This is a genomic window from Streptomyces sp. NBC_01454 (assembly GCF_036227565.1).
Classification (GTDB): Bacteria; Actinomycetota; Actinomycetes; order Streptomycetales; family Streptomycetaceae; genus Streptomyces.
On sequence record NZ_CP109460.1, the window covers coordinates 6,576,834 to 6,598,932 of the forward strand.

15 protein-coding genes are annotated in these 22,099 nt (G+C 72.8%); 8 read left to right on the top strand and 7 right to left on the bottom strand.

Annotation, left to right across the window (positions count from 1 at the left end):
- The first annotated feature begins 131 nt into the window (after positions 1-131).
- A complete protein-coding gene (locus OIU81_RS29095) occupies positions 132-3,761 on the top strand; it encodes a DNA polymerase III subunit alpha (RefSeq protein WP_329152519.1) in 3,630 nt (1,209 codons plus the stop codon).
- A complete protein-coding gene (locus OIU81_RS29100; RefSeq protein WP_329152521.1) occupies positions 3,758-4,861 on the top strand; it encodes a DNA polymerase Y family protein in 1,104 nt (367 codons plus the stop codon). Before OIU81_RS29095 ends, OIU81_RS29100 begins: the two co-directional genes overlap by 4 nt.
- 78 nt (positions 4,862-4,939) lie before the next feature.
- Here the strand turns inward: OIU81_RS29100 and OIU81_RS29105 are convergent, their stop codons facing one another.
- Positions 4,940-5,596: a pyridoxamine 5'-phosphate oxidase family protein gene (locus OIU81_RS29105; RefSeq protein WP_329152523.1), complete on the bottom strand. Its 657-nt coding sequence runs from the start codon at positions 5,594-5,596 to the stop codon at positions 4,940-4,942.
- A 395-nt stretch (positions 5,597-5,991) separates the two neighbouring features.
- Here OIU81_RS29105 and OIU81_RS29110 point away from each other — a divergent pair, with 395 nt between their 5' ends.
- Complete coding sequence (locus tag OIU81_RS29110; protein WP_329152525.1) at positions 5,992-6,843, top strand: esterase/lipase family protein; 852 nt, start codon at positions 5,992-5,994, stop codon at positions 6,841-6,843.
- A 70-nt stretch (positions 6,844-6,913) separates the two neighbouring features.
- Here the strand turns inward: OIU81_RS29110 and OIU81_RS29115 are convergent, their stop codons facing one another.
- From OIU81_RS29115 to OIU81_RS29130, 4 genes are all read right to left on the bottom strand, one after another.
- A complete protein-coding gene (locus tag OIU81_RS29115) occupies positions 6,914-7,501 on the bottom strand; it encodes a TetR/AcrR family transcriptional regulator (RefSeq protein WP_329152527.1) in 588 nt (195 codons plus the stop codon).
- Positions 7,502-7,675: 174 nt separating this feature from the next.
- On the bottom strand, positions 7,676-8,689 hold the full coding sequence (locus tag OIU81_RS29120; protein WP_329152529.1) for a lytic polysaccharide monooxygenase: 1,014 nt from the start codon (positions 8,687-8,689) through the stop codon (positions 7,676-7,678).
- A 356-nt stretch (positions 8,690-9,045) separates the two neighbouring features.
- Positions 9,046-10,401 carry an acyltransferase family protein gene (locus tag OIU81_RS29125; RefSeq protein WP_329152531.1) on the bottom strand — a complete coding sequence of 452 codons (1,356 nt, stop codon included), beginning with the start codon at positions 10,399-10,401 and terminating at the stop codon, positions 9,046-9,048.
- Between the two features lie 115 nt (positions 10,402-10,516).
- Positions 10,517-13,105, bottom strand: a complete 2,589-nt coding sequence (locus tag OIU81_RS29130; protein WP_329152533.1) for a SpoIIE family protein phosphatase — start codon at positions 13,103-13,105, stop codon at positions 10,517-10,519.
- A 193-nt stretch (positions 13,106-13,298) separates the two neighbouring features.
- Between OIU81_RS29130 and OIU81_RS29135 the strand changes: the two genes are divergently transcribed.
- The 5 genes from OIU81_RS29135 to OIU81_RS29155 all read left to right on the top strand — a co-directional run bounded on the left by OIU81_RS29135 (position 13,299) and on the right by OIU81_RS29155 (position 18,540).
- Complete coding sequence (locus OIU81_RS29135) at positions 13,299-14,030, top strand: class I SAM-dependent methyltransferase (protein ID WP_329152535.1); 732 nt, start codon at positions 13,299-13,301, stop codon at positions 14,028-14,030.
- A 248-nt stretch (positions 14,031-14,278) separates the two neighbouring features.
- Positions 14,279-16,129: an asparagine synthase (glutamine-hydrolyzing) gene (asnB, locus tag OIU81_RS29140; protein WP_329152536.1), complete on the top strand. Its 1,851-nt coding sequence runs from the start codon at positions 14,279-14,281 to the stop codon at positions 16,127-16,129.
- A gap of 165 nt (positions 16,130-16,294) precedes the next feature.
- Positions 16,295-16,684, top strand: coding sequence for a GntR family transcriptional regulator (locus OIU81_RS29145; protein WP_329152538.1), 390 nt, complete (start codon positions 16,295-16,297; stop codon positions 16,682-16,684).
- Between the two features lie 50 nt (positions 16,685-16,734).
- Positions 16,735-17,511, top strand: coding sequence for a dimethylargininase (ddaH, locus tag OIU81_RS29150; protein ID WP_329152540.1), 777 nt, complete (start codon positions 16,735-16,737; stop codon positions 17,509-17,511).
- Positions 17,512-17,580: 69 nt separating this feature from the next.
- On the top strand, positions 17,581-18,540 hold the full coding sequence (locus OIU81_RS29155; RefSeq protein ID WP_329152541.1) for a pirin family protein: 960 nt from the start codon (positions 17,581-17,583) through the stop codon (positions 18,538-18,540).
- A 5-nt stretch (positions 18,541-18,545) separates the two neighbouring features.
- On the opposite strand, the gene OIU81_RS29160 is transcribed toward OIU81_RS29155, so the two are convergent.
- A complete protein-coding gene (locus OIU81_RS29160; RefSeq protein WP_329152542.1) occupies positions 18,546-21,263 on the bottom strand; it encodes a molybdopterin-dependent oxidoreductase in 2,718 nt (905 codons plus the stop codon).
- Entirely contained in the window at positions 21,260-22,087 is an 828-nt protein-coding gene (locus OIU81_RS29165; protein ID WP_329152543.1) for an FAD binding domain-containing protein, read from the bottom strand. The genes OIU81_RS29160 and OIU81_RS29165 overlap by 4 nt, the downstream gene beginning before the upstream one ends.
- Between the last annotated feature and the right edge of the window lie 12 nt (positions 22,088-22,099).

Here is a 22,099-nt window from a genome sequence, read left to right on the forward strand (position 1 = left end):
GCCGATCGGCGGACGGGCGGGGCGGTGATCTTCGGCGCCTCTTCGTACGAATGTTCGATGGACGGGTATGGTGGAAGAGAGGAACGGGGGACACAGGGTCGGTCGGGGCGGATGAGGTGCGGGAGGTGCGGATGCCAGGGTTCACGCATCTGCACACCGCTTCGGGCTTCTCCCTGCGCTACGGCGCCTCCCACCCGGAGCGCCTCGCCGAGCGCGCCGCCGAACGCGGGATGGACGCCCTCGCGCTGACCGACCGGGACGGGCTCTCCGGGGCCGTACGGTTCGCCAAGGCCGCCGCCGGAGCCGGCGTCCGCCCGCTGTTCGGCAGCGAACTCGCCGTGGCGGAGCACGTATCGCACCCCCCGGCCGGCAACGCCACCGTGCGGCGGCGCACCCCGGTGCGCGGCGGCGCCTTCCTCGACGAGTCCGCCGCCCGCGCCGTCTTCCTGGCCCGCGACGGAGCGGCCGGCTGGGCCGCCCTGTGCCGGCTGGTCTCGGCCGCCCACGCGGGCGGGGCCGAGCAGCCCGTCCTCCCGTGGAGCTCCCTGGAATCCGCCGCGGACGGACTGACCGTGCTGCTGGGACCGGACTCCGAGGTCGGCCGGGCGCTGGCCGCCGGCCGCCCGGACCGCGCCGCCCGGCTCGTCGCCCCCTGGCGGGAGCTGTACGGCGAGGGGCTGCGCCTGGAGGTCGTCGACCACGGGCGGCCCGGCAGCGGACCCGGCTCGGCGCGGCTGGCCGCCCGCACCCTCGGCTTCGCCGTCGACCAGGGCATCCGCGCCGTCCTGACCAACGCGGTCCGCTATGCCGACCCCGGCCAGGGCCCGGTCGCCGACGTCCTGGATTCCGCCCGCCGTCTGGTGCCGGTGGACCGGCACCGGCCCGGGACCTGGGACACCGGTGAGCGCTGGCTCAAGGACGCCGCCGCGATGCACCGCACCGCCGGGCGGATCGCCGAGGCGGCCGGCTTCCGGCGCGATCTCGCCCACCGGCTGCTCGCCATGACCGAGGAGACCGCCGGTGAGTGCCTGGTCGACCCGCAGGACGACATCGGGCTCGGCCGCGTCCACTTCCCCGAGCCGCGGCTGGTCGGCGCGGAACACCGCACCGCCGCCCGGGTGCTGCGCTCACACTGCGCCGCCGGGATGGTGCTGCGCGGATACGACCGCGACCGTGCGCGCTGGGCGCGGCTGGAGGACGAGCTGCGCACGATCGAACGGCTGGGCTTTCCCTCGTACTTCCTGACGGTCGCTCAGGTCGTGGCGGACATCAGGGAGCGGGGGATCCGGGTCGCGGCCCGGGGGTCCGGCGCCGGGTCCCTGGTCAACCACCTCCTGGGCATCGCCCACGCCGACCCGGTCGCCCACGGGCTGCTGATGGAGCGCTTCCTGTCCGAGCGGCGGGCGGCGCTGCCGGACATCGACATCGACGTGGAATCCGCCCGCCGGCTGGAGGTCTACCGCGCGATCTTCGACCGTTTCGGCGTGGAGCGGGTCGCGACGGTCTCGATGCCCGAGACCTACCGGGTGCGGCACGCCGTACGGGACGTGGGCGCGGCGCTGGGCATGGACCCGGCGCGGGTGGACCGGCTGGCCAAGGCCTTTCCGCACATCCGCGCCCGTGACGCGCGGGCGGCGCTGGCCGAACTGCCGGAGCTGCGCGGGGTGCGGGAGGCCGGCGACGAGCGGCTGTGGCAGCTGGTCGAGGCGCTGGACGCGCTGCCGCGCGGGATCGCCATGCACCCGTGCGGGGTGCTGCTCTCCGACGCCACGCTGCTGGACCGTACGCCCGTCGTGCCCACCAGCGGCGAAGGCTTCGCGATGTCCCAGTTCGACAAGGACGACGTGGAGGAGATGGGACTGCTCAAGCTCGATGTGCTGGGCGTGCGGATGCAGTCCGCGATGGCGCACGCGGTCGCCGAGATCGGCCGGGCCACCGGACGCCGGATCGACCTCGACGACCCCGCGCAGGTGCCGCCCGGCGACGAGGCGACGTACGAGCTGATCCGCTCGGCCGAGACCCTCGGCTGCTTCCAGATCGAGTCGCCGGGCCAGCGCGATCTGGTCGGCAGGCTGCAGCCCGCCACCTTCCACGATCTGGTCGTCGACATCTCCCTCTTCCGGCCGGGGCCGGTCGCCGCCGATATGGTGCGGCCCTTCATCGAGGCCCGGCACGGCCGCAAGGCGGTCCGCTATCCGCACCCCGACCTGGAGGAACCGCTGCGCGAGACCTATGGGGTGGTGGTGTTCCACGAGCAGATCATCGAGCTGCTGCGGATCATGACGGGCTGTTTGCGGGACGAGGCGGACGAGAAGCGGCGGGCCCTGTCGCACCCCGAACTGCAGGGCAGGGTCCGCGCCTGGTTCGCGCAGTGCGCCGGGCGGCGCGGCTATCCGCCCGAAGTTATCGCCCGCACCTGGGAGATCGTCGAGGCCTTCGGCTCGTACGGCTTCTGCAAGGCGCACGCGGTGGCCTTCGCGGTCCCCACCTACCAGTCGGCCTGGCTCAAGGCGCACCACCCCGCGGCCTTCTACGCCGGGCTGCTCACCCATGACCCCGGGATGTACCCGAAGCGGCTGCTGCTCGCGGACGCGCGGCGGCGCGGGGTGCCGGTGCTGCCGCTGGATGTGAACCGCTCGGCCCTCGCTCATCGAATCGAACTGGTGTCCGGTGCCGGGTCCCGTTCCGGCGGTTCCGGGGGCCGGTCCGGCGCGGTCTGGGGGCTGCGGCTCGCGTTCTGCGATGTGCACGGCATGAGCGAGGCCGAGGCGCTGCGGATCGAGGCGGGGCAGCCCTACCACTCGCTCCAGGACCTGTGGCAGCGGGCCAGGCCGGGCCGCCCGGTGGCCGAACGCCTCGCCCGGGTGGGTGCGTTGGACGCCTTCGGCGCGAACCGGCGGGATCTGCTGCTGCATGTCGCCGAGCTGCACCACCACGGGCGGCAGGCGTCCGGCGGCCAGCTGACGCTGCCGGGCCGGGCCCTCGACGGGGCGGGCGCGGAGCCGGGGGCGGCGGCCGATCCGGTCGAGCCCGCGGGGCTGCCCGACCTCAGCGAGGTCGAACGGCTCAGCGCCGAGCTGGGCGTCCTCGGCATGGACGCCTCCCGTCATCTGATGGCCGACCACCAGGAGTTCCTCGCGGAGCTGGGGGCGCTGCCGGCCCGGCTGCTGCAAGAGGCCCGGCACGGGGAGACGGTGCTGGTCGCCGGCGCCAAGGCGGCCACCCAGACGCCACCGATCCGCTCCGGCCGGCGGGTCATCTTCACCACCCTCGACGACAGCACGGGCCTGGTCGACTGCGCCTTCTTCGACGCTCCCCCGGGCCCTGGCGGCCCGGGAGGTACCCCCAGCCCCGTTCAGGTGTGCGCACACACGATTTTCCACTCCTGGCTGCTGCTGGTGCGCGGTACCGTCCAGCGGCGCGGGCCGCGCAGCCTCAGCGTGGTCGGCGCGGCCGCCTGGAACCTCGCCGAACTGGCCGAACTTCGCCACGAGGGCGGGCTGGAGGCGGTCGCCGCCCGGCTCGCGACCGGGCCGGACGGGGGAGCCGCCGTGCCGGACACCGGGGAGGCCGGGGCGGGCCGAGGGCCCGGCGGGGAGCCCGGCGCCGGCGGGGAGCCCGAGCCGGCCGGCGCCCCGGGCCGCACCATCCGCCTGGAGACCGGCTACGAGCTGCACCCGTGGGCCGACCTCCAGCCCCCGGGCGAACGCGCCGCCACCGGACGCAAGTTGTGGCACTCCAGCCCCGGGAGCGCGGGATGACCCCCGGCGCGGGCACCGGATCCGGCCGAGCGGCCGCCCCCGCCGGGCGGCAGCCGGGCGTGCTCCACATCCGCTTCCGGGCCGCCGACGGCACCCCGCCGAGCGCCGGATGCTTCGAGCAACTGCTGCGGCTGCTGGCGCAGTTCACCCCGGTGATCGAGGTGCTGCCGCCGGACGCCGCGCTGGCGGACGTCCGCGGTGCGCTGCGCTACTTCGACCGGGACGCGGCGGGCCTCGCCGAACTGGTGCGGCTGCGCGCGCTGGCCTGGCACGGCGTACGGTGCACGATCGGGATCGCCGCCAACCCGCTGCTCGCCCGGATGGCGGCCCAGGGAGCGGCCCCGGGAGAGATCAGGGTCGTCCCCGATGACGCCGTCGCCGTCGCCGCGTTCCTCGACCGCCGGCCGGCCTCGGCGCTGCACGGCGTCGGCCCGGCGACCGCGCGCGCCCTGTGTGCGTACGGGCTCGACAGCGTCGGCAGGGTCGCCGCCGCACCGCCCGCGACCCTGCAACGGATCCTCGGCGCGCGGACCGGCCGGGTGGTGTACGAGCGGGCCCATGGCATCGACCCGACGCCGGTGACCCCCAACGCCGCGGCCCGCTCGATGGCGGCGGAACACCGCTTCGCCCACGACGAACTGGACCCGGACCGCCGACGGCGGGCGCTGCTCTCGCTCGCCGACGGCCTCGGGGCCCGGATGCGGGCGAGCGGACAGGTGGCCCGTGCGCTCACCCTCACCGTCCGCTACGCCGACCGCTCCACCACCACCCGCACCCGGCGGCTGGACGGGCCGACCGCGCACGGCCCCGCGCTGACCGAGGCGGCATACGCCCTGCACGCCGCGCTCGGGCTGCAGCGGGCGCGGGTGCGGTCGGTGGCGCTGCGTGCGGAGGACCTGTGCCGCGCCGAACTCGCCGCCCGTCAGCTGTCTTTCGACCCGTCCGACGACAGGGCGCACCGCATCGAGGCGGCCGTCGACCGGGCCAGGGCCCGCTTCGGGACCGGGAGCATACGGCCCGCGGCGGCCCTCGGCGGAGTCGGCCGTCCGCCCCCGCTCCCGGGCGCGAAACCCCCCGGCCCCGGTGCCACCCGGCCGTGACACACCGGCCACGGTGCCCCGGCACCCGGCTTCGGTCCTGCGGGGTCCGGCCCCGGCGCCCGGTCGCGCCCCGGCCTCTCAGCCGTACAGCCGCTCCGCATACCGCGGGCCGTAGTGCCGCTCCAGCTCCTCCAGGGGCAGGTCCTGGGCCTCGACGCCCTTGACTATCCGGGCCCGCGACGGCAGGGCGTCCGGCTGCCAGGTCTCCGGCTTCCACAGCTCCGAGCGCAGAAAGGCCTTGGAGCAGTGGTAGAAGACCTCCTCGACCTCCACCAGCAGCGCCAGCCGCGGGCGGTTCCCCTTGACGATCAGCTCGTCGAAGAACGGGGCATCGCGCAGCAGCCGGGCGCGGCCGTTGATCCGCAGGGTGTCGCCGCGCCCCGGAAGGACGTAGTCCAGCCCGACATACGGATTGGCCAGGACGTTCATCAGGCCGTCCAGGCGCTTATTGCCGGGGCGGTCGGGGATCACGAGGGTGGTGTCGTCCAGGACATGGGTGAAACCCGCGGGGTCGCCCTTGGGTGAGACATCGCAGCGGCCCTGCGCATCCGCGGTGGCCAGCATGCAGAACGGCGAGCGGGCCAGCCACTGCCGGTCGAGTTCGTGCAGCCGGTGCCGGGTCTTGTGCGCGGCATGGGAGGAGGGCTCACCGATCAGTTCGCGCAGCTCCGCCGCCGACGAGATCTCCACCAGGCCGGCCGCGTCCGCCGCCCCCGTCGCTTCCGCCGTCCCCATCGGCGTCTCCCCTCACTCGCTTGGTCAAGGCATCACCGAATGTACGCGATGCCACCGACAATCGACCGTCCTCCGGCCGGACCGGGCTCGCGGCACCACCGGAGCCCCAACGGGCCCTGGAGCAAACCGGGTTACCCACCGCGACGGGTCGCCCGGGCGGCGGGACAGGGGAAGCGCCGTCGTGCGACGCCGCGCACAGCACGGTCCGGCCGTGGTGCGCCCCGGACATCCGGTGAGGATTGTGTGGTGTTTCCTTCACCGTCACGCCGCTGGCACATCCCGCTTACCCAGCCGTAACTTACTTGCCAGTCAACTGCGTTGGCCCTTGCGATCCGGATCGCGTGAACGGCTCACCGAGCACTTCGGAGTCCCCCTCACCCCGCAAGGAGCATCGTATGAAGCTGCGCTGGTCAAGATCGCTCACCTTCCTCTCCGCCCTCGCCCTGGCCTTCGGGGCCGCCACCGTTCCCGCCGCCGCCGACGCCCCCACCGTCAGCAGCGGCTGGAACAACTACTCCTGCAAGCCCTCCGCCGACCACCCCCGGCCGGTGGTCCTGGTGCACGGCACCCTCGGCAACTCCGTCGACAACTGGCTGGGTCTCGCGCCCTACTTGGTGGCCCGCGGCTACTGCGTCTTCTCCCTGGACTACGGCCAGCTGCCCGGCGTCCCGTTCTTCCACGGGCTGGGCCCGGTCGACGCGTCCGCAGGGCAGCTCGCCGACTTCGTCGACCGGGTGCTGGCCGCCACCGGGACGCGGCAGGCCGACCTCGTCGGCCACTCGCAGGGCGGCATGATGGCGCGGGTGTACCTGAAGTTCCACGGCGGCGCGGACAAGGTGCACACGCTGGTCGGGCTGGCTCCCGACAACCACGGCACCGACCTGGACGGGCTGACCCGCCTGCTGCCGTACTTCCCCGGCGCCGAGCAATACCTCGACAAGTCGACCCCGGGGCTGTCGGACCAGATCGTCGGCTCCGACATCCTGCGCCGCCTCAACGAGGGCGGCGACACCGTCCCCGGGGTCCACTACACCGTGCTCGCCACCCGGTACGACGAGGTCGTCACGCCCTACCGGACCCAGTTCCTCGACGGCCCCGATGTGCACAATGTCGTGCTCCAGGACCTGTGTGCGCTCGACCTCTCCGAGCACGTGGCCATCGGACTCCTCGACCGCGTCGCCTTCCACGAGACGGCCAACGCCCTCGACCCGGCCCACGCCACCCGGACGACCTGCACGTCGGGCTGACCGGGAGCCGGCCCGGCCCCCCGTCGGCGAGGGGGCCGGACCGGCTGTGTACCGCGGGCGCCCGCCGCGGTCATTCGCCGGCCAGCAGGGCGGCGGTGCACTGTTCGGCGAGGTCCTCGGCGTGCGCGGGCAGCGGGGAGCCGCCGCGCAGATGGCGGCGTACCAGCGCCAGCGGGAGGTCGATGACCGCGAGCGTCACCCGGTCCAGGCCGGGGCGGCCGTGCATCCCGAGCGCCCCCGCGAGCGCCGCCATGGCGGCCCGGACCTGCATGTTCCCGTTCTCGGCCCGCAGCAGATGTTCGTCCGGCCAGTCGTCGTGGCCGAAGTCGTGGGCCCCGTACAGCAGCAGTGCGGCCTCCTGTGGGTGGGCGCGGCTCCACGCCACGACGTGCCGGGCGGCGGCGCGGGCCCCGGCGCGGGGATCGTTCGACGACTCCAGGGCCTCGAAGTAACCCTCCTGGAAGCCCTCGACGGTCCGCAGCCACACCTCGGCGAGCAGCGCCGAGCGGCCGGGGAAGCGGTGGTAGAGCGAGCCGCTGGGCGCGCCGACGGCCGCCGCGACCGCGGACATGGTGACCCCCGAGGGCCCGGACCCGGCCGCCAGCCGTACGGCGGCGTCGAGCAGCTGCGGGGTGTCGAAGCGCGGTGGCCTGGCCATGTTCTAGAGGGTACTCTCCACATTATTGGAGATATCCCTCCAAAATGGGTCGGAGCGGGTGGGGGAGGGGACCGAGTCGGCGCCGCCTCCCCGTGCGTCGGACGGGGAGGCGGCGCCGTTTCCCCGGCGGCCGGGCCGCCGGATCAGCCAGGGGCCGATCCGGCGCGGGACCGGTCAGCCGCGGGACCGGGCGGCCTTGCGGCGGGTGGTGGCGAGGAGCACGCCGGCACCCAGGGCCAGGACGGCGGCGCCGGTGGCGGCCAGCGGGGCGGTGGAGCTGTCACCACCGGTCTCCGCCAGCTGCCGGGTGCCGGCCGGGCGGGCGCCGCCGTCGGGCCGCGGGGCGTTGCCGGAAGCGTCCGGGCTCCCGCCCGCCGCGGGGCTGTCGGCGCTCGCCGACCGCACGGTGCCCGGGTGGCCGTCCGCACCGGCGCCCTGGTGGTCGTGGTGGCTCATGTCCATCGACGACTTCGCGGCGCCCGCCGCGATCTGGCTGTCGGTCGGCGCGGAGGCCAGGGGCGCGGACTTCACGGCGGCGCTTGCGGCCCCGCCGCCCTTCCCGAACACGACGTCGGAGCAGGTGTAGAACGCCTCCGGGCTGTCCGACCGCTGCCAGACGCTGTAGATCAGATGGCGCCCGGACCGCGCCGGCACCTTCCCGCTGAAGACGTACTCGCCATGGGTCAGCTTCGGGTCGGTGACCTTCACGAACGGCTTCGACTCCAGGTCGGACCACTTCAGCGGCTCGGCCGGGTCATAGCCCTTCTTGGTGAGGTACAGCTCGAAGGAACCCTTGTGCGGAGCGGTGGCCTTGTAGTGGAACGTGTGCGTCCCGGCCCGCATACGGGAGGACGGCCAGTCGGCGCGCGCCAGGTCCAGGCCCTTGTACGCGGGGTTGTTGGCGCTGCACAGCTTGCCGTCCGGGATCCTCGTCCTCGACTTGCCGCCGGCGTTGCCGTCCCGCACCCCGTTCCAGTCGTAGAGCGCCTGTGCTCCGCCGACCTGCACGGCGGCCTTGCACGCCGCGGACTGCGGGCTCTCCGGCCCCTCCGCGTAGCAGGCCGAGACCCGGCTCACCGGATCCGTCATCGAACCGTGCGCGGCGGCCGGGCTCGCGGTGAGCACGGTGAGCACGAGCGGCGCGACACCGGCCAGCGCGATCCCGGTGGCCTTACGACGAGCGGTCATCGTGGGGGTCTCCTTCATCAGTGGGCATCCAGCCGGGGCAGGGGGGGAAGCAAGGGCGGCACCGTGGTGGGGGGTCGGGATGCGCACGTCGGCACCGCCCCCCGGTGAACGGCGCCGGCGCCGCGCAACGCCGCCTTGCGAGAAGCACGCTAGCCCCGCTGAGCAGCGGATTTACGGCCCGAAGGGCGATGCGGGAGATCGTTATGGTGCGCTTAAGACACGGCTAAGCGGGGGCACAGGCAGGCGGGGAGGAAACGGGCACCGCGCCCCCGGCCGACGGGCCTTGCCCGACCCGGCGTGGGGGAGGGGAGGCCCGTTGGCCGCCGTCGGCAATCAGGGTTCGCGCGTGGCGTGCCTCAGCGGGAGCGGCCCGCGCGGTGGCGTCGGCCCGGTACCGCGACGGTGACGGCTTGGTGCACCAGCCATTCCAGAGGGCCGCGGCGCAGCCATTTCCGCCACAGCAGGGACACGGTGAGCGAGACCACGGCGAAGACGGCGAAGGACAGGAAGGAACGGCCGGCCGTCCCGCCTTCGGCCGCCTTGACCGGCGCGAGGTAATTGAGCCAGAGGAAGTGACCGAAGTACCAGGTCAGAGCCATGCTGCCAAAGGCGGCGACGGGGCGGAGCAGCCGCCGCCACAGGCGCTTGTCCATCAGCGTGAGCAGGCCGCCGAGCAGTGCGGTGATCGTGCCGAGCATGAAGGTGCCCTCGGTGGCGCTGAATTGCTTGTCGGCGGGGCCGGGGTGGCCCATGGTGACGAGCGACTCCCAGGGTGCCTTGGGCAGCTTGGGAGGTGCGGACGGTGCACTGCCGGGCGCAGCCGTCGCGGCCGCCGGCGGATTCTTGTACGCGTTGACCGTCTCCACGGCACCCAGCGGATACATCGAGACCAGCGACAGCAGGAGTGCGGCCACAGCCGTTCCCGCGCCGGCCACCATCATCCGTCGCCGTACCGCGGCCGCGCGCAGGTCCAGCTTGCCCAGCGCGAGCCCGAGTGTCAGGAACGGGAGCACGGAGAGGGTGTCCTGGCCTGTGTTTCCCAAGCCGAAGATGACGTTCTGGAGGGTGGGCAGCCATTCGCCCGGGTGGATGAGCAGGGCGAAGCCGCCCACGGACTCCTTCGGGAGCATGCCCGGGGACATGCCCGGCAGGAATCCCCAGCTCGCTCCCGCGTGGTCGGCAGCGATCTTGAATACCGGGCAGGCCACCGCCAGCACACCGGCGATGATCAGCAGGGTCCTGACCCGCAGCACCGACAGGGGAAGGAGGAGCAGCAGCCACAGGGCGTAGTAGTGCAGGATCTGCAGTTCCCACACGCCGAGCTCGCCCAGCACCAGTGCCAGCACGAACAGCATTCCCGCACGGACCGTCACCCGCTTCCAGGCGGTGACCCGCTCCCGGCCGCGGCGTACGGACGTACCGCCGGTCAGCAAGGCGACCGTCACCCCTGCCAGAAGGAAGAAGATCTCCCGAGAGCGGGTGCCCAGGAGCCCGTTGATCCAGTTCAGCGAGGAATCGGCGGGCTGCCCCGGCGGCGCGGGGCTCCCCCAACCGGTCAGCGTGAAATGCAGCCAGACCATGCCGAGGATCGCGAGCGCGCGCAGTACGTCGATCCCCAGCATCCGCCCTTTCGGGGCCGGCCGGTCCGTTGCGTCGTCACCTTCGGCGTGCGCTTCTCGGGGAGTGCGCGCCTGGGCGGTCGTGCTGGCCATGCGGTTCCTTCCTTCGGCTCTTCGTTCTCAAGCGAAGGTAGAAGCGCACCTTTCCGGTACGTTGACGACCGTATGACCGTTTTGTGACCGGTGTCGCCGCCGGCCGGCCCCCACGTCACTGCTCGTCCGCAGTGGAGAACGCCGACGGGTCGCCGAGGTCCGCGGCGAGGGCGCTCAGGTCGTTCGCCGCGGCGCTCAAGGGGGCTGCGCGGAGGGGTAGTTCGGCCCAGATGATCTTTCCCTGGGAGGTGTGGCGGGTGCCCCACCGCTGGGCGAACCGGGCGATGAGGAACAGCCCGCGGCCGCCCTCGTCGGTGGTCCGCGCATGGCGGAGGTGCGGTGCGGTGCTGCCGGCGTCGGACACCTCGCAGATCAGCGCCCGTGCCCGGATCATCCGCAGGCTGATCGGTCCGGTCGCGTGCCGGATGGCGTTGGTGACCAGCTCGCTGACGATCAGTTCGGTGGAGTAGCCGAGCTCCTCCAGGCCCCACTCCGCCAGCCGGGCGGCCGCCGCCCTGCGCGCCTCGCCGACCGCCGACGGATCGGCGGGGATCTCCCACGTGGCCAGCTGGGTATGGGGCAGGGCCCGGGTGCGTGCCAGCAGCAGCGCCACGTCGTCGACCGGCCGGGCACCCGGCAGGCCCTCGACCACCGCGTCGCAGAGGCTCTCCAGCGGTGCCTGCGGATCGGCCAGGGCGCCGCGCAGCCGGGCGATGCCCCCGTCGAGGTCGAGGGCCTTCCCCATCAGCAGCCCGTTGGTGTAGAGCGCCAGCAAACTCCCTTCGGGCAGGGGCACTTCGACGGATTCGAAGGGCATCCCGCCCAGCCCCAGCGGCGGCCCGGTCGGCAGCTCCAGCAGTTCGGCGGCGCCGGTGGGGCTCACCAGCAGCGGCGCGGGGTGACCGGCGCGGGCCAGCGTGCAACTGCAGGCGACCGGGTCGTAGACCGCGTACAGACAGGTGGCGCCGACGACTCCGTTGCCGGCGGTGTCGGCGCCACCGGCGGTGCCCGGGGTGCCGGCGGTGCCCGGGGTGCCGGCGGTGTCGGCGGGGCCGGTGTTCGCGTCGTCGGCGACCCGGTTGACCATGTCGTCGAGGTGCGCCAGCACCTCTTCCGGGGACAGCGGAAGATCGGCCAGCGCCTGTACGGCGGCGCGCAGCCGGCCCATCGTGGCCGCGGCGTGCACCCCGTGGCCGACCACGTCGCCCACCACCAGCGCGACCCGGGCCCCGGACAGCGGGATCACATCGAACCAGTCGCCGCCGACACCACTGAGCGAGTCGGCCGGCAGATAGCGGTAGGCCGCGTCCACCGCGCACTGGTCGGGAAGGTCGCGCGGCAGCAGGCTGTGCTGGAGGGCGAGGGCCGTGGTGTGCTCACGGGTGTATCTGCGGGCGTTGTCGATGGCCATCGCGGCGCGGGTGACGAATTCCTCGGCGAGCACCAGGTCGTCGGGCTGGAAGGGCCCGGTGTGCTGCCAGCGGGCGAACGCGGCCGCTCCCAGGAAGACCCCCCGCGCCCGCAGCGGCACCACCATCAGGGAGTGGAAGCCGAGCCCGCGCAGATGCGCGGCGTGGACCGGGTCCTCGGCCGCCCAGTCGCCGTCGGCCAGGTCGAGTGTCTGCAGCAGCGTGGAGTTGCCTTCGGTGAGACTCAGCACCACGGGCGCCGACGGAGGGTAGGAGGCCCGCTCCCCGACCGCGACCACCGCCTCCGGGCAGCCCTCGCGCACGGACTGCTGGCCCGCCCGGCGCATGGAGAACAGCGCCGTGGCATCGACCGGTCCTGCGGCCGGCTGCTCCCCGCCGAGCAGCGCGTCGAGCAGATCGACGGTGACGAAGTCGGCGAGATCCGGCACCGCCGCGTCGGACAGCTCCTGCGCGGTCTGCCAGACGTCCAGCGAGCTGCCGATGCGCTCCGCGGCCCTGTTCAGCAGCGCCATCCGCTGCCGCGACCGGTAGCTCTCCGTGACGTCGAGCACCATGTAGCAGACGCCGAGCACCTGGCCGGCGCCGTCCTCCAGGCGGAAGAACGAGGTGGAGTAGGCGTGCTCCCGCTGCGGATCGGACTGCGGCTGTCCCAGGTATTCGTAGCCGACCGAGGGGAGACCGGTGCGCAGCACCCGGCGCATCTCCGCCTCGATGGCCTCCACGGCCAGGCCCGGCTGGACGTCCCCCAGGCGCTTGCCCAGGCGCGCCTCGCGGCTGATGCCGCCCATCCGCTCCAGCGCGTCGTTCAGCCACACGAACTGCAGATCGGCGTTCACCATGGCCACGCCGATCGGGGACATGCCCAAAATCCCCTCCAGGAACGACCGGCTCGCTCCTGACCAGGGTGTCTGTGCCATCTCGGCGGCGAGGACGAGACGTGCGGAGCCGTGCGCGGTGTCCCTGACCGGCAGGATGCGCAGTTCCAGGTCGAGCCGGTGCCCGTCCTTGTGGCGTACCGCCTCCAGGCCGCTCCAGCCGTCCGCCGCCGCCAGCCGGGTCCGCCACTTGCTCTCCGGATCCGGGCCGGGGTCCACTCCGGTGAACAGGTTTGCCAAGGGCTTTCCGACGGCCTCGGACACCCGGTAGCCGAGCAGGCGCTCGGCCCCCTCGGTCCAGCCCTGCGTCATCCCCGCGCGATCCGTCACCACCACGGCCGTCCGCGTGAGGTCGAAGACGCCGTCTCCGGAGACACGGCTGCTCTGGGGCGCGCTCATATGACCGGTCCAATGCCGGTACCACCTGCGCCGGACGCCCTTCTCGGACGTCCTCGACGCACCGTACCGGCCCTTCCACGGTACTCCCTCACCCTCGCCGGGCGCTCTTCCCGGCACCGGCCCGTGGCCCGCGGAGCCTGCCCGGGAACCGTGTGCGCCCGGCGTTGTCAGTGGTCGCTGTCATCCTCGGAACATGAGCACCGACGCCCCTGCCGACCGGTCCCGCCGGCCCTGCGACGCACCCGCCAACCCCGGTGTCCGCCGGCGGGAATCGCCCCTGCCGACCGCCGACGCCGCCTACTGGGAAGCGGCCGCCGCCTCGTTCGACGACGAGCCCGACCACGGCCTGCGCGACCCGGACGTCCGCGCCGCCTGGGCCGCCCGGCTGCGCACCTGGCTGCCGTCCGGGCCCGCCGCCGTCCTCGACCTGGGCTGCGGTACGGGCAGCCTGGCGCTGCTCGCCGCCGAACAGGGGCATCGCGTCACGGGCGTCGACCGCTCACCGCGCATGATCGCCCGGGCGCGTGCCAAGCTCGCCGGCCAGGAGGCTGCGTTCCTGGTCGGTGACGCCGCCGAACCGCCCGTGGGGGAGCGGCGGTTCGATGCCGTGCTGGTGCGCCATGTCCTGTGGGCGCTGCCCGATGCCCCTGCCGCGCTGCGCCGCTGGGCCGGTCTGCTCGCTCCCGGCGGCCGGCTGGTGCTGGTGGAGGGCCGCTGGGGCGAGGCCGAGCCCATAGGTCTGCCGGCCGCCGAACTCACCGCCCTCGTCGCGCCGTTGGCCGCGGGGATACGGGTGGAGAGCCTGGTGGACGAGCCGGCGCTGTGGGGCAAGGAGGTGACCGACGAGCGCTATGCGCTGATCGCCGAACTCCCGGGCCGGGGCGCCGCGGTGAGCGGTGTCCCGCTCGCGCCGCCGCCCGGGTGAGGCGGCGGGCACGGACGGTGCCTCAGCCCTCGCGCAGCGCGCGGACACACCGCCACTCCCCGGCGAACGGCCGGTAGCCGAAGACGTGGTGCCCACCCCTCCCGCGGCGCCCCGATGCCCGGTTGGCTCATTCCGTACGGCCGCCGCACGGTTTCAGTGGCCGTTACATCTATTCGCGCGTACGGTGCTGCCGCGGGCCGCCGCAGTGGCGCGGAGGTCCGCCGATGCCACGAAGGAGGAGCCGCTTCATGTGCGGAATCACCGGATGGATCTCCTACGACAACGACCTCACCGCCCAGCGCCGCACGCTGGAGACGATGACCAGGACCATGGCCTGCCGCGGGCCCGACGCGGCCGGAGTCTGGCTCGACACCCACGCCGCGTTCGGCCACCGCCGGCTCGCCGTCATCGACCTCGACGGCGGCGCGCAGCCCATGACGGTGGACCACGACGGCCGCACCCTGGTCGTCACCACCTACAGCGGCGAGGTCTACAACTACCGTGAGCTGCGCAGCGAACTGACCGGGCTGGGCCACACCTTCCGTACCCACAGCGACACCGAAGTGGTGCTGCACGCCTACCTCCAGTGGGGCGAGGCGTGCGCCGAGCACCTCAACGGCATGTACGCCTTCGCGCTCTGGGACCCGCGCACCGAGGAACTGCTGCTGATCCGCGACCGGATGGGCATCAAGCCGCTCTACTACCACCCCACCCCCGACGGCGTGCTGTTCGGCTCCGAGCCCAAGGCGATCCTCGCCCACCCCTCGGTACGGCCCACCGTCGACGCCGAGGGCCTCGCCGAACTCATCACCTTCACCAAGACCCCCGGCCACGCCGTCTACAAGGGCATGCACGAGGTGCGCCCCGGCCATGTCGTCCGGGTCGGCCGCACCGGCGTGCGCGCCACGCGCTACTGGGCCCTGGAGGCCCGTGAGCACACCGACGGCCTCGACACCACCATCGCGCACATACGGGACCTCCTCGACGACATCGTGGCCCGTCAGCTGATCGCCGATGTGCCGCTGTGCACCCTGCTCTCGGGTGGCCTGGACTCCTCCGCCATCACCGCGCTGGCCGCCAAGGCGCTGGCGGAGCAGGGCAGCGGACCGGTTCGCTCGTTCGCCGTCGACTTCACCGGCTACACCGAGAACTTCACGCCCGACGATCTGCGCGGCACCCCCGACGGGCCCTACGCCCACGCCCTGGCCGAGCATGTCGGCTCCGACCACCGCGACATCGTCCTGGACACCGCCGACCTGATGGACCCCGGCCACCGTGCCGCCGTGCTCGCCGCCCGCGATCTGCCCAACGGCTTCGGCGACGGCGACACCTCCCTCTACCTGCTGTTCAAGGCCGTCCGCGAACGGTCCACGGTCGCCCTGTCCGGCGAATCCGCGGACGAGGTCTTCGGCGGCTACCGCTGGTTCCACGACCCCGCGGCCGTGCACGCCGATACGTTCCCCTGGATCGCCGCCGGCATCGCCGGCCGCTTCGCCGGCGGCAACACCGGCCGCGAGGCCCTGCTCGACCACGGGCTGCTCGGCAAGCTCGACCTGCCCGGATACGAGCGGCGCCGCTATCGCGACGCGCTCGCCGAAGTGCCCTTCCTCGACAGCGACACCGGCCTGCAGCGCCGGATGCGCGAGATCAGCTATCTGCATCTGACCCGCTTCGTGCAGGTCCTGCTCGACCGCAAGGACCGGGCCAGTATGGCCGTCGGCCTGGAGGTCCGCGTCCCGTTCTGCGACCACCGCCTCGTCGACTACGTCTTCAACACCCCCTGGGCGATGAAGACCTTCGACGGCCGGGAGAAGTCGCTGCTGCGCGCCGCCACCCGCGAGGTGCTCCCCGACCTGGTCGCCGACCGGGTCAAGAGCCCCTACCCCAGTACCCAGGACCCGCGCTACAACGAGGCGCTGCGCACCGAGCTGAAGGCCCTGTGCGCCGACCGCGACGCCCCCGTGCGGCCGCTGCTGGATGCCGCCGCCACCGCGCATGCCACCGCCGACGGGGCGGCCGCCGACATCCGTCCGGCCGCCGAACTCGTCCTCGGCATGAACGCCTGGCTGCGCACGACCGGCACCACCCTCGCACTGTGACCACCCCCGGGGGATAGCACTTCCCGGCACGGCGGGCGCTCCTGACGCACAATGGATGCGACAAACAAGCGCACCGGCGGGTAGGCACACGTCACGCATCCCGGGAGGACCCCGGGAGACGAGGCGTCGCGCACCCGCCCCACCACCAGCAACAGGAGCGCCCCCGTGTCCCCGCAGCCCTTGTCCCTCACCATCGACCCGGCGGCGTCCGCCGCGCCGTTCGAGCAGGTACGCACCCAGATCGCGGATCAGGCCAGGGACGGCGGCCTGCCGGTCGGCTACAAGCTCCCCACCGTCCGCGGCCTGGCGGAGGACCTCGGGCTGGCCGCCAACACCGTCGCCAAGGCCTACCGCGCACTGGAGACCGACGGGGTGATCGAGACCCGCGGCCGCAACGGCAGCTTCATCGCGGCGGCCGGCGAGGCCGCCGACAAGGAGGCCGCCGCGGCCGCCGAGACCTATGCCCGCCGCGCCCGGCGCCTTGGCCTGGACCACCGCGCCGCCCTCGCCGCCGTCGACAACGCCCTGCGCGCCACCTACGGCACCGACGCCTGACACCGGCGCCTGACCCGCCCGTACCCCCACCGCCGCCCGAAAGGATCCGCATGCCCAGCCGGCACGCGCTCATACGCCGCCCCGGCCCCCGCCTCGCCGAGGGCCTCGTCACCCATATCGACCGCCAGCCGGTCGACCCCGCGCTCGCCCTGCGCCAGTGGGAGTCCTACGTCCAGGCGCTGCGCGACCACGGCTGGCAGACCACCGAGGTCGCCCCCGCCGACGACTGCCCCGACGCGGTCTTCGTCGAGGACGCCGTGGTCATGTTCCGCAATGTCGCGCTCCTCACCCGCCCCGGCGCCGGCTCCCGCCGCCCCGAGGTGCCCGCCGCACGCGCCGCGGTGGAAGCCCTCGGCTGCTCCGTCAACGAGATCCGGGCCCCCGGCACCCTGGACGGCGGCGACGTCCTCAAGGTCGGCGACACCGTCTACGTCGGCCGCGGCGGCCGCACCGACGCCGAGGGCATCCGCCAACTCCGCGCCGCCTTCGAACCGTTGGGTGCCCGCGTGGTCGCCGTACCGGTCAGCCGCGTACTGCACCTCAAATCCGCGGTCACCGCCCTCCCGGACGGCACCGTCATCGGCTACCCGCCGCTGGTCGACGACCCCGCCCTCTTCCCCCGCTTCCTGCCCGTCCCGGAGGAGTCCGGCGCCCATGTCGTCCTGCTCGGCGGCGGCAAGCTGCTGATGGCCGCCGGCGCACCGAAGAGCGCGGAGCTCCTCGCCGGCCTCGGATATCAGCCGGTCCTCGTGGACATCGGCGAATTCGAGAAGCTGGAGGGCTGCGTGACCTGCCTCTCGGTACGGCTGCGCGAGCTGTATGCGTGACGGGCGCCCTCGCGCGGCGCGACGTGCGCCTGCCCGGACCGCACACCCGACCGCGCCTATCGTGACGCCATGAGCAACCTCGACCTCAGACCCGCGCCCAGCGTGTGCGGCGGCACCGGCCGCACCGGCCCGGTACGCGATGTCCAGCCCGGCAAACAGGTGCCCCTCGGCGAGAGCACCGTTGTCCGCAGGCTGCTGCCGAACCTCGGCCGGCGGATGGTCGGCGCCTGGTGCTTCGTCGACCACTACGGCCCCGACGACATCGTTGCCGAGCCCGGTATGCAGGTGCCGCCGCATCCGCACATGGGTCTGCAGACCGTCACCTGGCTCCACCAGGGCGAGGTGCTGCACCGCGACAGCCTCGGCAGCCTGCAGACCGTACGGGCCCGGGAGCTGGGCCTGATGACCTCGGGCCGGGCCATCGCCCACTCCGAGGAATCCCCGCACGGCCACGGCCCGTTCCTGCACGGCGCCCAGCTGTGGGTCGCCCTCCCCGACGAACACCGCGATGCCGCCCCCGCCTTCGCCCACCACACCGACCTGCCGGTGATCGACGGCGGCGGGCTGTCCGCCACCGTCCTCCTCGGCGAACTGGCCGGCGCCGCCTCGCCCGGCACCACCTACTCCCCGCTGGTCGGCGCCGACCTCACGCTCGCCGCCGGCACCGACACCCGGCTTCCCGTCGACCCCGACTTCGAGTACGCGGCGCTGACCATCTCCGGCGAGAGCGAGGTCGACGGCGTCCGCCTGGGCCCCGGCGCCCTCCTCTACCTCGGCTGCGGCCGCGGCGAACTGCCGCTGCGCGCCGACTCCGACAGCAGCCTGCTGCTCCTGGGCGGCGAGCCGTTCGAGGAGAAGATCGTGATGTGGTGGAACTTCGTGGGGCGGTCGCAGGCGGACGTCGAGGAGGCCCGGTCGGCCTGGATGTCGGGCTCGCGCTTCGGCGAGGTGAAGGGCTACGACGGCGACCGGCTGGCGGCTCCGGCGCTGCCGCCGGTGGCGCTGAAGCCCCGGGGCAGGGAGCGCTGACGGCGTCAGGTCCTCGGCGCCGGCCGGCTTTCGGTGAGCCGGTGGTAGATCCGTTCCGGAGTCAGGGGCAGCGCGCGGTAGCGGACGCCCGTGGCGTCGCGGAGCGCATTCGCCAGTGCGGGGGCCACGGGGTTGATACAGCATTCCGCTATCCCCTTCGACCGCAGGGGCCCCACGGAATCCGTCGAGTTCACCAGGAGCACATCGGTGCGCGGGATATCGGCACAGCTGGGAATGCGGTAGTTGCGGAGGTTCGGGTTGACCATGACGCCGTCCCCGTCGACCTGGTAATTCTCGGTCAGCGTGAAGCCGATCCCCTGGGCGACTCCGCCTTCCACCTGTCCCCGGACCTGCGCGGGGTTGATGACCACGGCGGCGTCGGTCGCCTGGACGCTGTAAAGGATGCGGATCTCACCCGTCACCCGATGGACGGCGATGCGGAAGCCCTGCGTATTGGAGGTGACGCTGCGGGGCGAGCCGTAGGCCTTGCGGGCGGCGGTGAACCGGATCCCGCGCGCCCGGGCCGAGGCGACGAGTTCGGCCAGCGACGCGCGCTGATCGCCGCAGACGACGCTCTCGTCCTCCATCGAGCACAGGACGGGATGGACGCCCGTGTGAGCGGCGGCGAATTCCAGGATGCGGTCGCGCACCGCGTTGGCCGCACGGAGTACCGCGTTGCCCGCCACGAAGAGACCCGCGCTCGCGAAGGCGCCGGTGTCGAATCCCGTGCGGTCGGTGTCGGATTGCACCAGACGGATACGTGACGGCGTCGTGCCCAGCTGGTGGGCCGCGATCTGGACATGCGCGGTCGACGTGCCCTCACCGAATTCGACCGTCCCGACGGCCAATTCGTACACGAGGTCGTCGCCGAGCGTGACCCAGGCCTCGGAGAGATGCTCGGTCGGGGGAGCGGTCTCGTGCAGGGAACTCGCGACACCGGCCCCGACGAGCCACCCGGGACCGGGCGACGGCGTATCGGCCGTACGCGCCATGGCCTCCTCCACCAGGTCGAGGCATTTCGCGAGTCCGTCCTCGGTGAACACCACGTCGTCGGGGCCGGCAGCCATGGAGAGCAGCGGATCGCCCGGTCGCACGATATTGCGTCGCCGCAGGGCGAGCGGATCGAGGTGCAGGGCGAGCGCGAGTTCGTCCATGGCCGATTCCACGGCGAACGCCGGTTGCGTCATCCCGTAACCGCGCAGCGCCCCGCTCGGGACGGTGTTCGTGTAGACGGAGAACGCGTCGTACTTCTTGTGGGGGCAGCGGTAGATCATGACGGCGGCGCCGCCCGCGTACAGCGTTTCGCCGCCGTGGTTGCCGTAGGCGCCCGTGTTCGACACATTGCGGACCTGGAACGCCGTGAGCGTGCCGTCGGCCTTCGCGCCGAGCGTGACCGTCAACGTCATCGGATGCCGTGGCGAGGCCGTGGTGAACTCCTCCTCACGGGTGTACTCGAAGCAGGCCGGCCGTCCGGTGTCCAGGGTGGCGAGCGCGACCAGATCCTCCGAAATCACTTCCTGTTTGCCGCCGAAACCGCCGCCCACGCGCTTGCAGAACACCCGGAGCTGGTCCGGACGCAGCGCGAACAGATGGGAGAGTTTGACCTTCGCGATCGACGGCGACTGCGAACTGGTGCGGACGTGCAGCCGGCCGTCCTCCATCCAGGCGATCGAGCCATGGGTCTCGAGATGCGCGTGCTGCACCCGCGGTGAGAAGTACGTGCCTTCGTGGATCACATCGGCCTCGGCGAACCCCGCGTCGATATCGCCGAGGTGGGAATGGATTTCGAGCAGGATGTTGCGCACGGGGTCGCGGACGAAGGGATCGTGCGAGCCGTGGAGTTGTAGCGCGCCCGGTGCCATCGCCTCTTCCGGGTCGAACACCGCCGGCAGCACCTCGTACTCCACCTCGACCCTCCGGCAGCCCTCTTCCGCCGCCCCCGGGGTATCGGCCAGGACGGCGACGACGCGCTGGCCGACGAAGCGGACCGTGTCGTCGAGGATGCGGGTGTCGTCGGGATCGACGAGATGATCGGTGTGGATCGCCGTGGTGAAGCGCCTGCGCGGCACATCTTCCCAGGTGTAGACCCGGTGCACGCCGGGCACCGCGAGGGCCGCGGTCTTGTCGATCGCGAGGATCCGGGCGTGCGCGTGGGGTGAGTGCAGCACCTTGAGATACAGCATGCCGTCGAGGTGCGTGTCCATCGTGAATTCGGCGCGACCGGTGACCACGTCGTCGGCCGCCGGCGGGCCGACGCTCGTCCCGACGGCCTTTCCCGGCGCGGCTCTCTCCACGCCGACGACGCCCCGCACGGCGTCCTCGATCCCCCGATATCCGGTGCAGCGGCAGAGATTGCCCTTCAACGCCCGCGGCAGGTCGGCTTTCTGGGCCTCGGTGAGCGTGGTCGCCGTCATGATCATTCCGGCGGTGCAGAAACCGCACTGGAAGCCCGGGGCGTCGCGGAACTGCCGCTGCATCGGATGCAGATGGCCGGGAGAGCCGAGTCCCTCGATCGTTGTCACCTCATGGCCCTCCGCGCGGAACGCGGGGGTGATGCAGCTGTGGACCGGATCGCCGTCCAGCCACACCGTGCACGCGCCGCAATCGCCCGAGTCGCACCCCTTTTTGACGCCGTAATGGCCGAGTGCGCGGAGGAAGGTGCGCAGGCACTGGCCGGGGTCCGGTGCTTCGTCGAAACGCTCGCCGTTCACCAGATAGGTCATGCCGGGCCCCCAGCCGTGAGTTCGCGGCGGATCTCTTCGGCGAAGTGCCGGGTCAGATGGCGACGGTGGTCGGGCGATCCGTTGGGATCCGCGAACCAGATGTCGGCGGGCAGGGCGTCGATGCTCTGCTGGAGCGTGCGGGCATCGGGCATGGCGTCGAAAGCGAAGCGCACGGGCCGCGTGGTGCCGGCGGTGACGGTGAGCAGCAGATCGTCCGCACCCGGCGCATGAGTACCGATCAGAAAGACCGTGGAACGGCCGAGGTGGGTCAGGGCGAAGCGGCGGTGCGCGGCACGCTTTCTCAGAGCGCGCGCCGGAATGGCGATACGCCGCAGTATCTCCCCGGGAGCGAGTACGTTCCGATGGTCGCCGGTCACGAAATCGAGGGCCTCGACGAGGCGCACCGAACCGTCAGGAGCCCACAGTTCGTACCTCGCCTCGAGCGCGACCGTCAGCGTGATCATGGGGCCGGCGGGCAAGGACATACAGATATTGCCGCCGACGGTCGCCGAGTTCCAGACTTTGAACGAGGACAGGAATGCCTCGCAGCTCGGCGCGAAAAGGGTACCCGCGCTCCAGTCATCCGGCAGCGGAAAGGCGTACAGGTCGCGGATGGTGCAGGTGGCGCCGATTTCGAGGCCGTTGTCACTCGGGACGAGGGGGACCCAGCGCAACGCCGTCACGTCGATCAGGCGGCGCAGGGCCGGCTGCTCCACGGAGAACAGCCACGTGCCGCCTGCCAGCCAGGCATCGCCTTCGCGCCACTGCCGGCCCGGACGGTCGGCCGGTCGCCGGATGACTTCGGTGATGGTGTTGAGGTCCATGGGAACCGATCT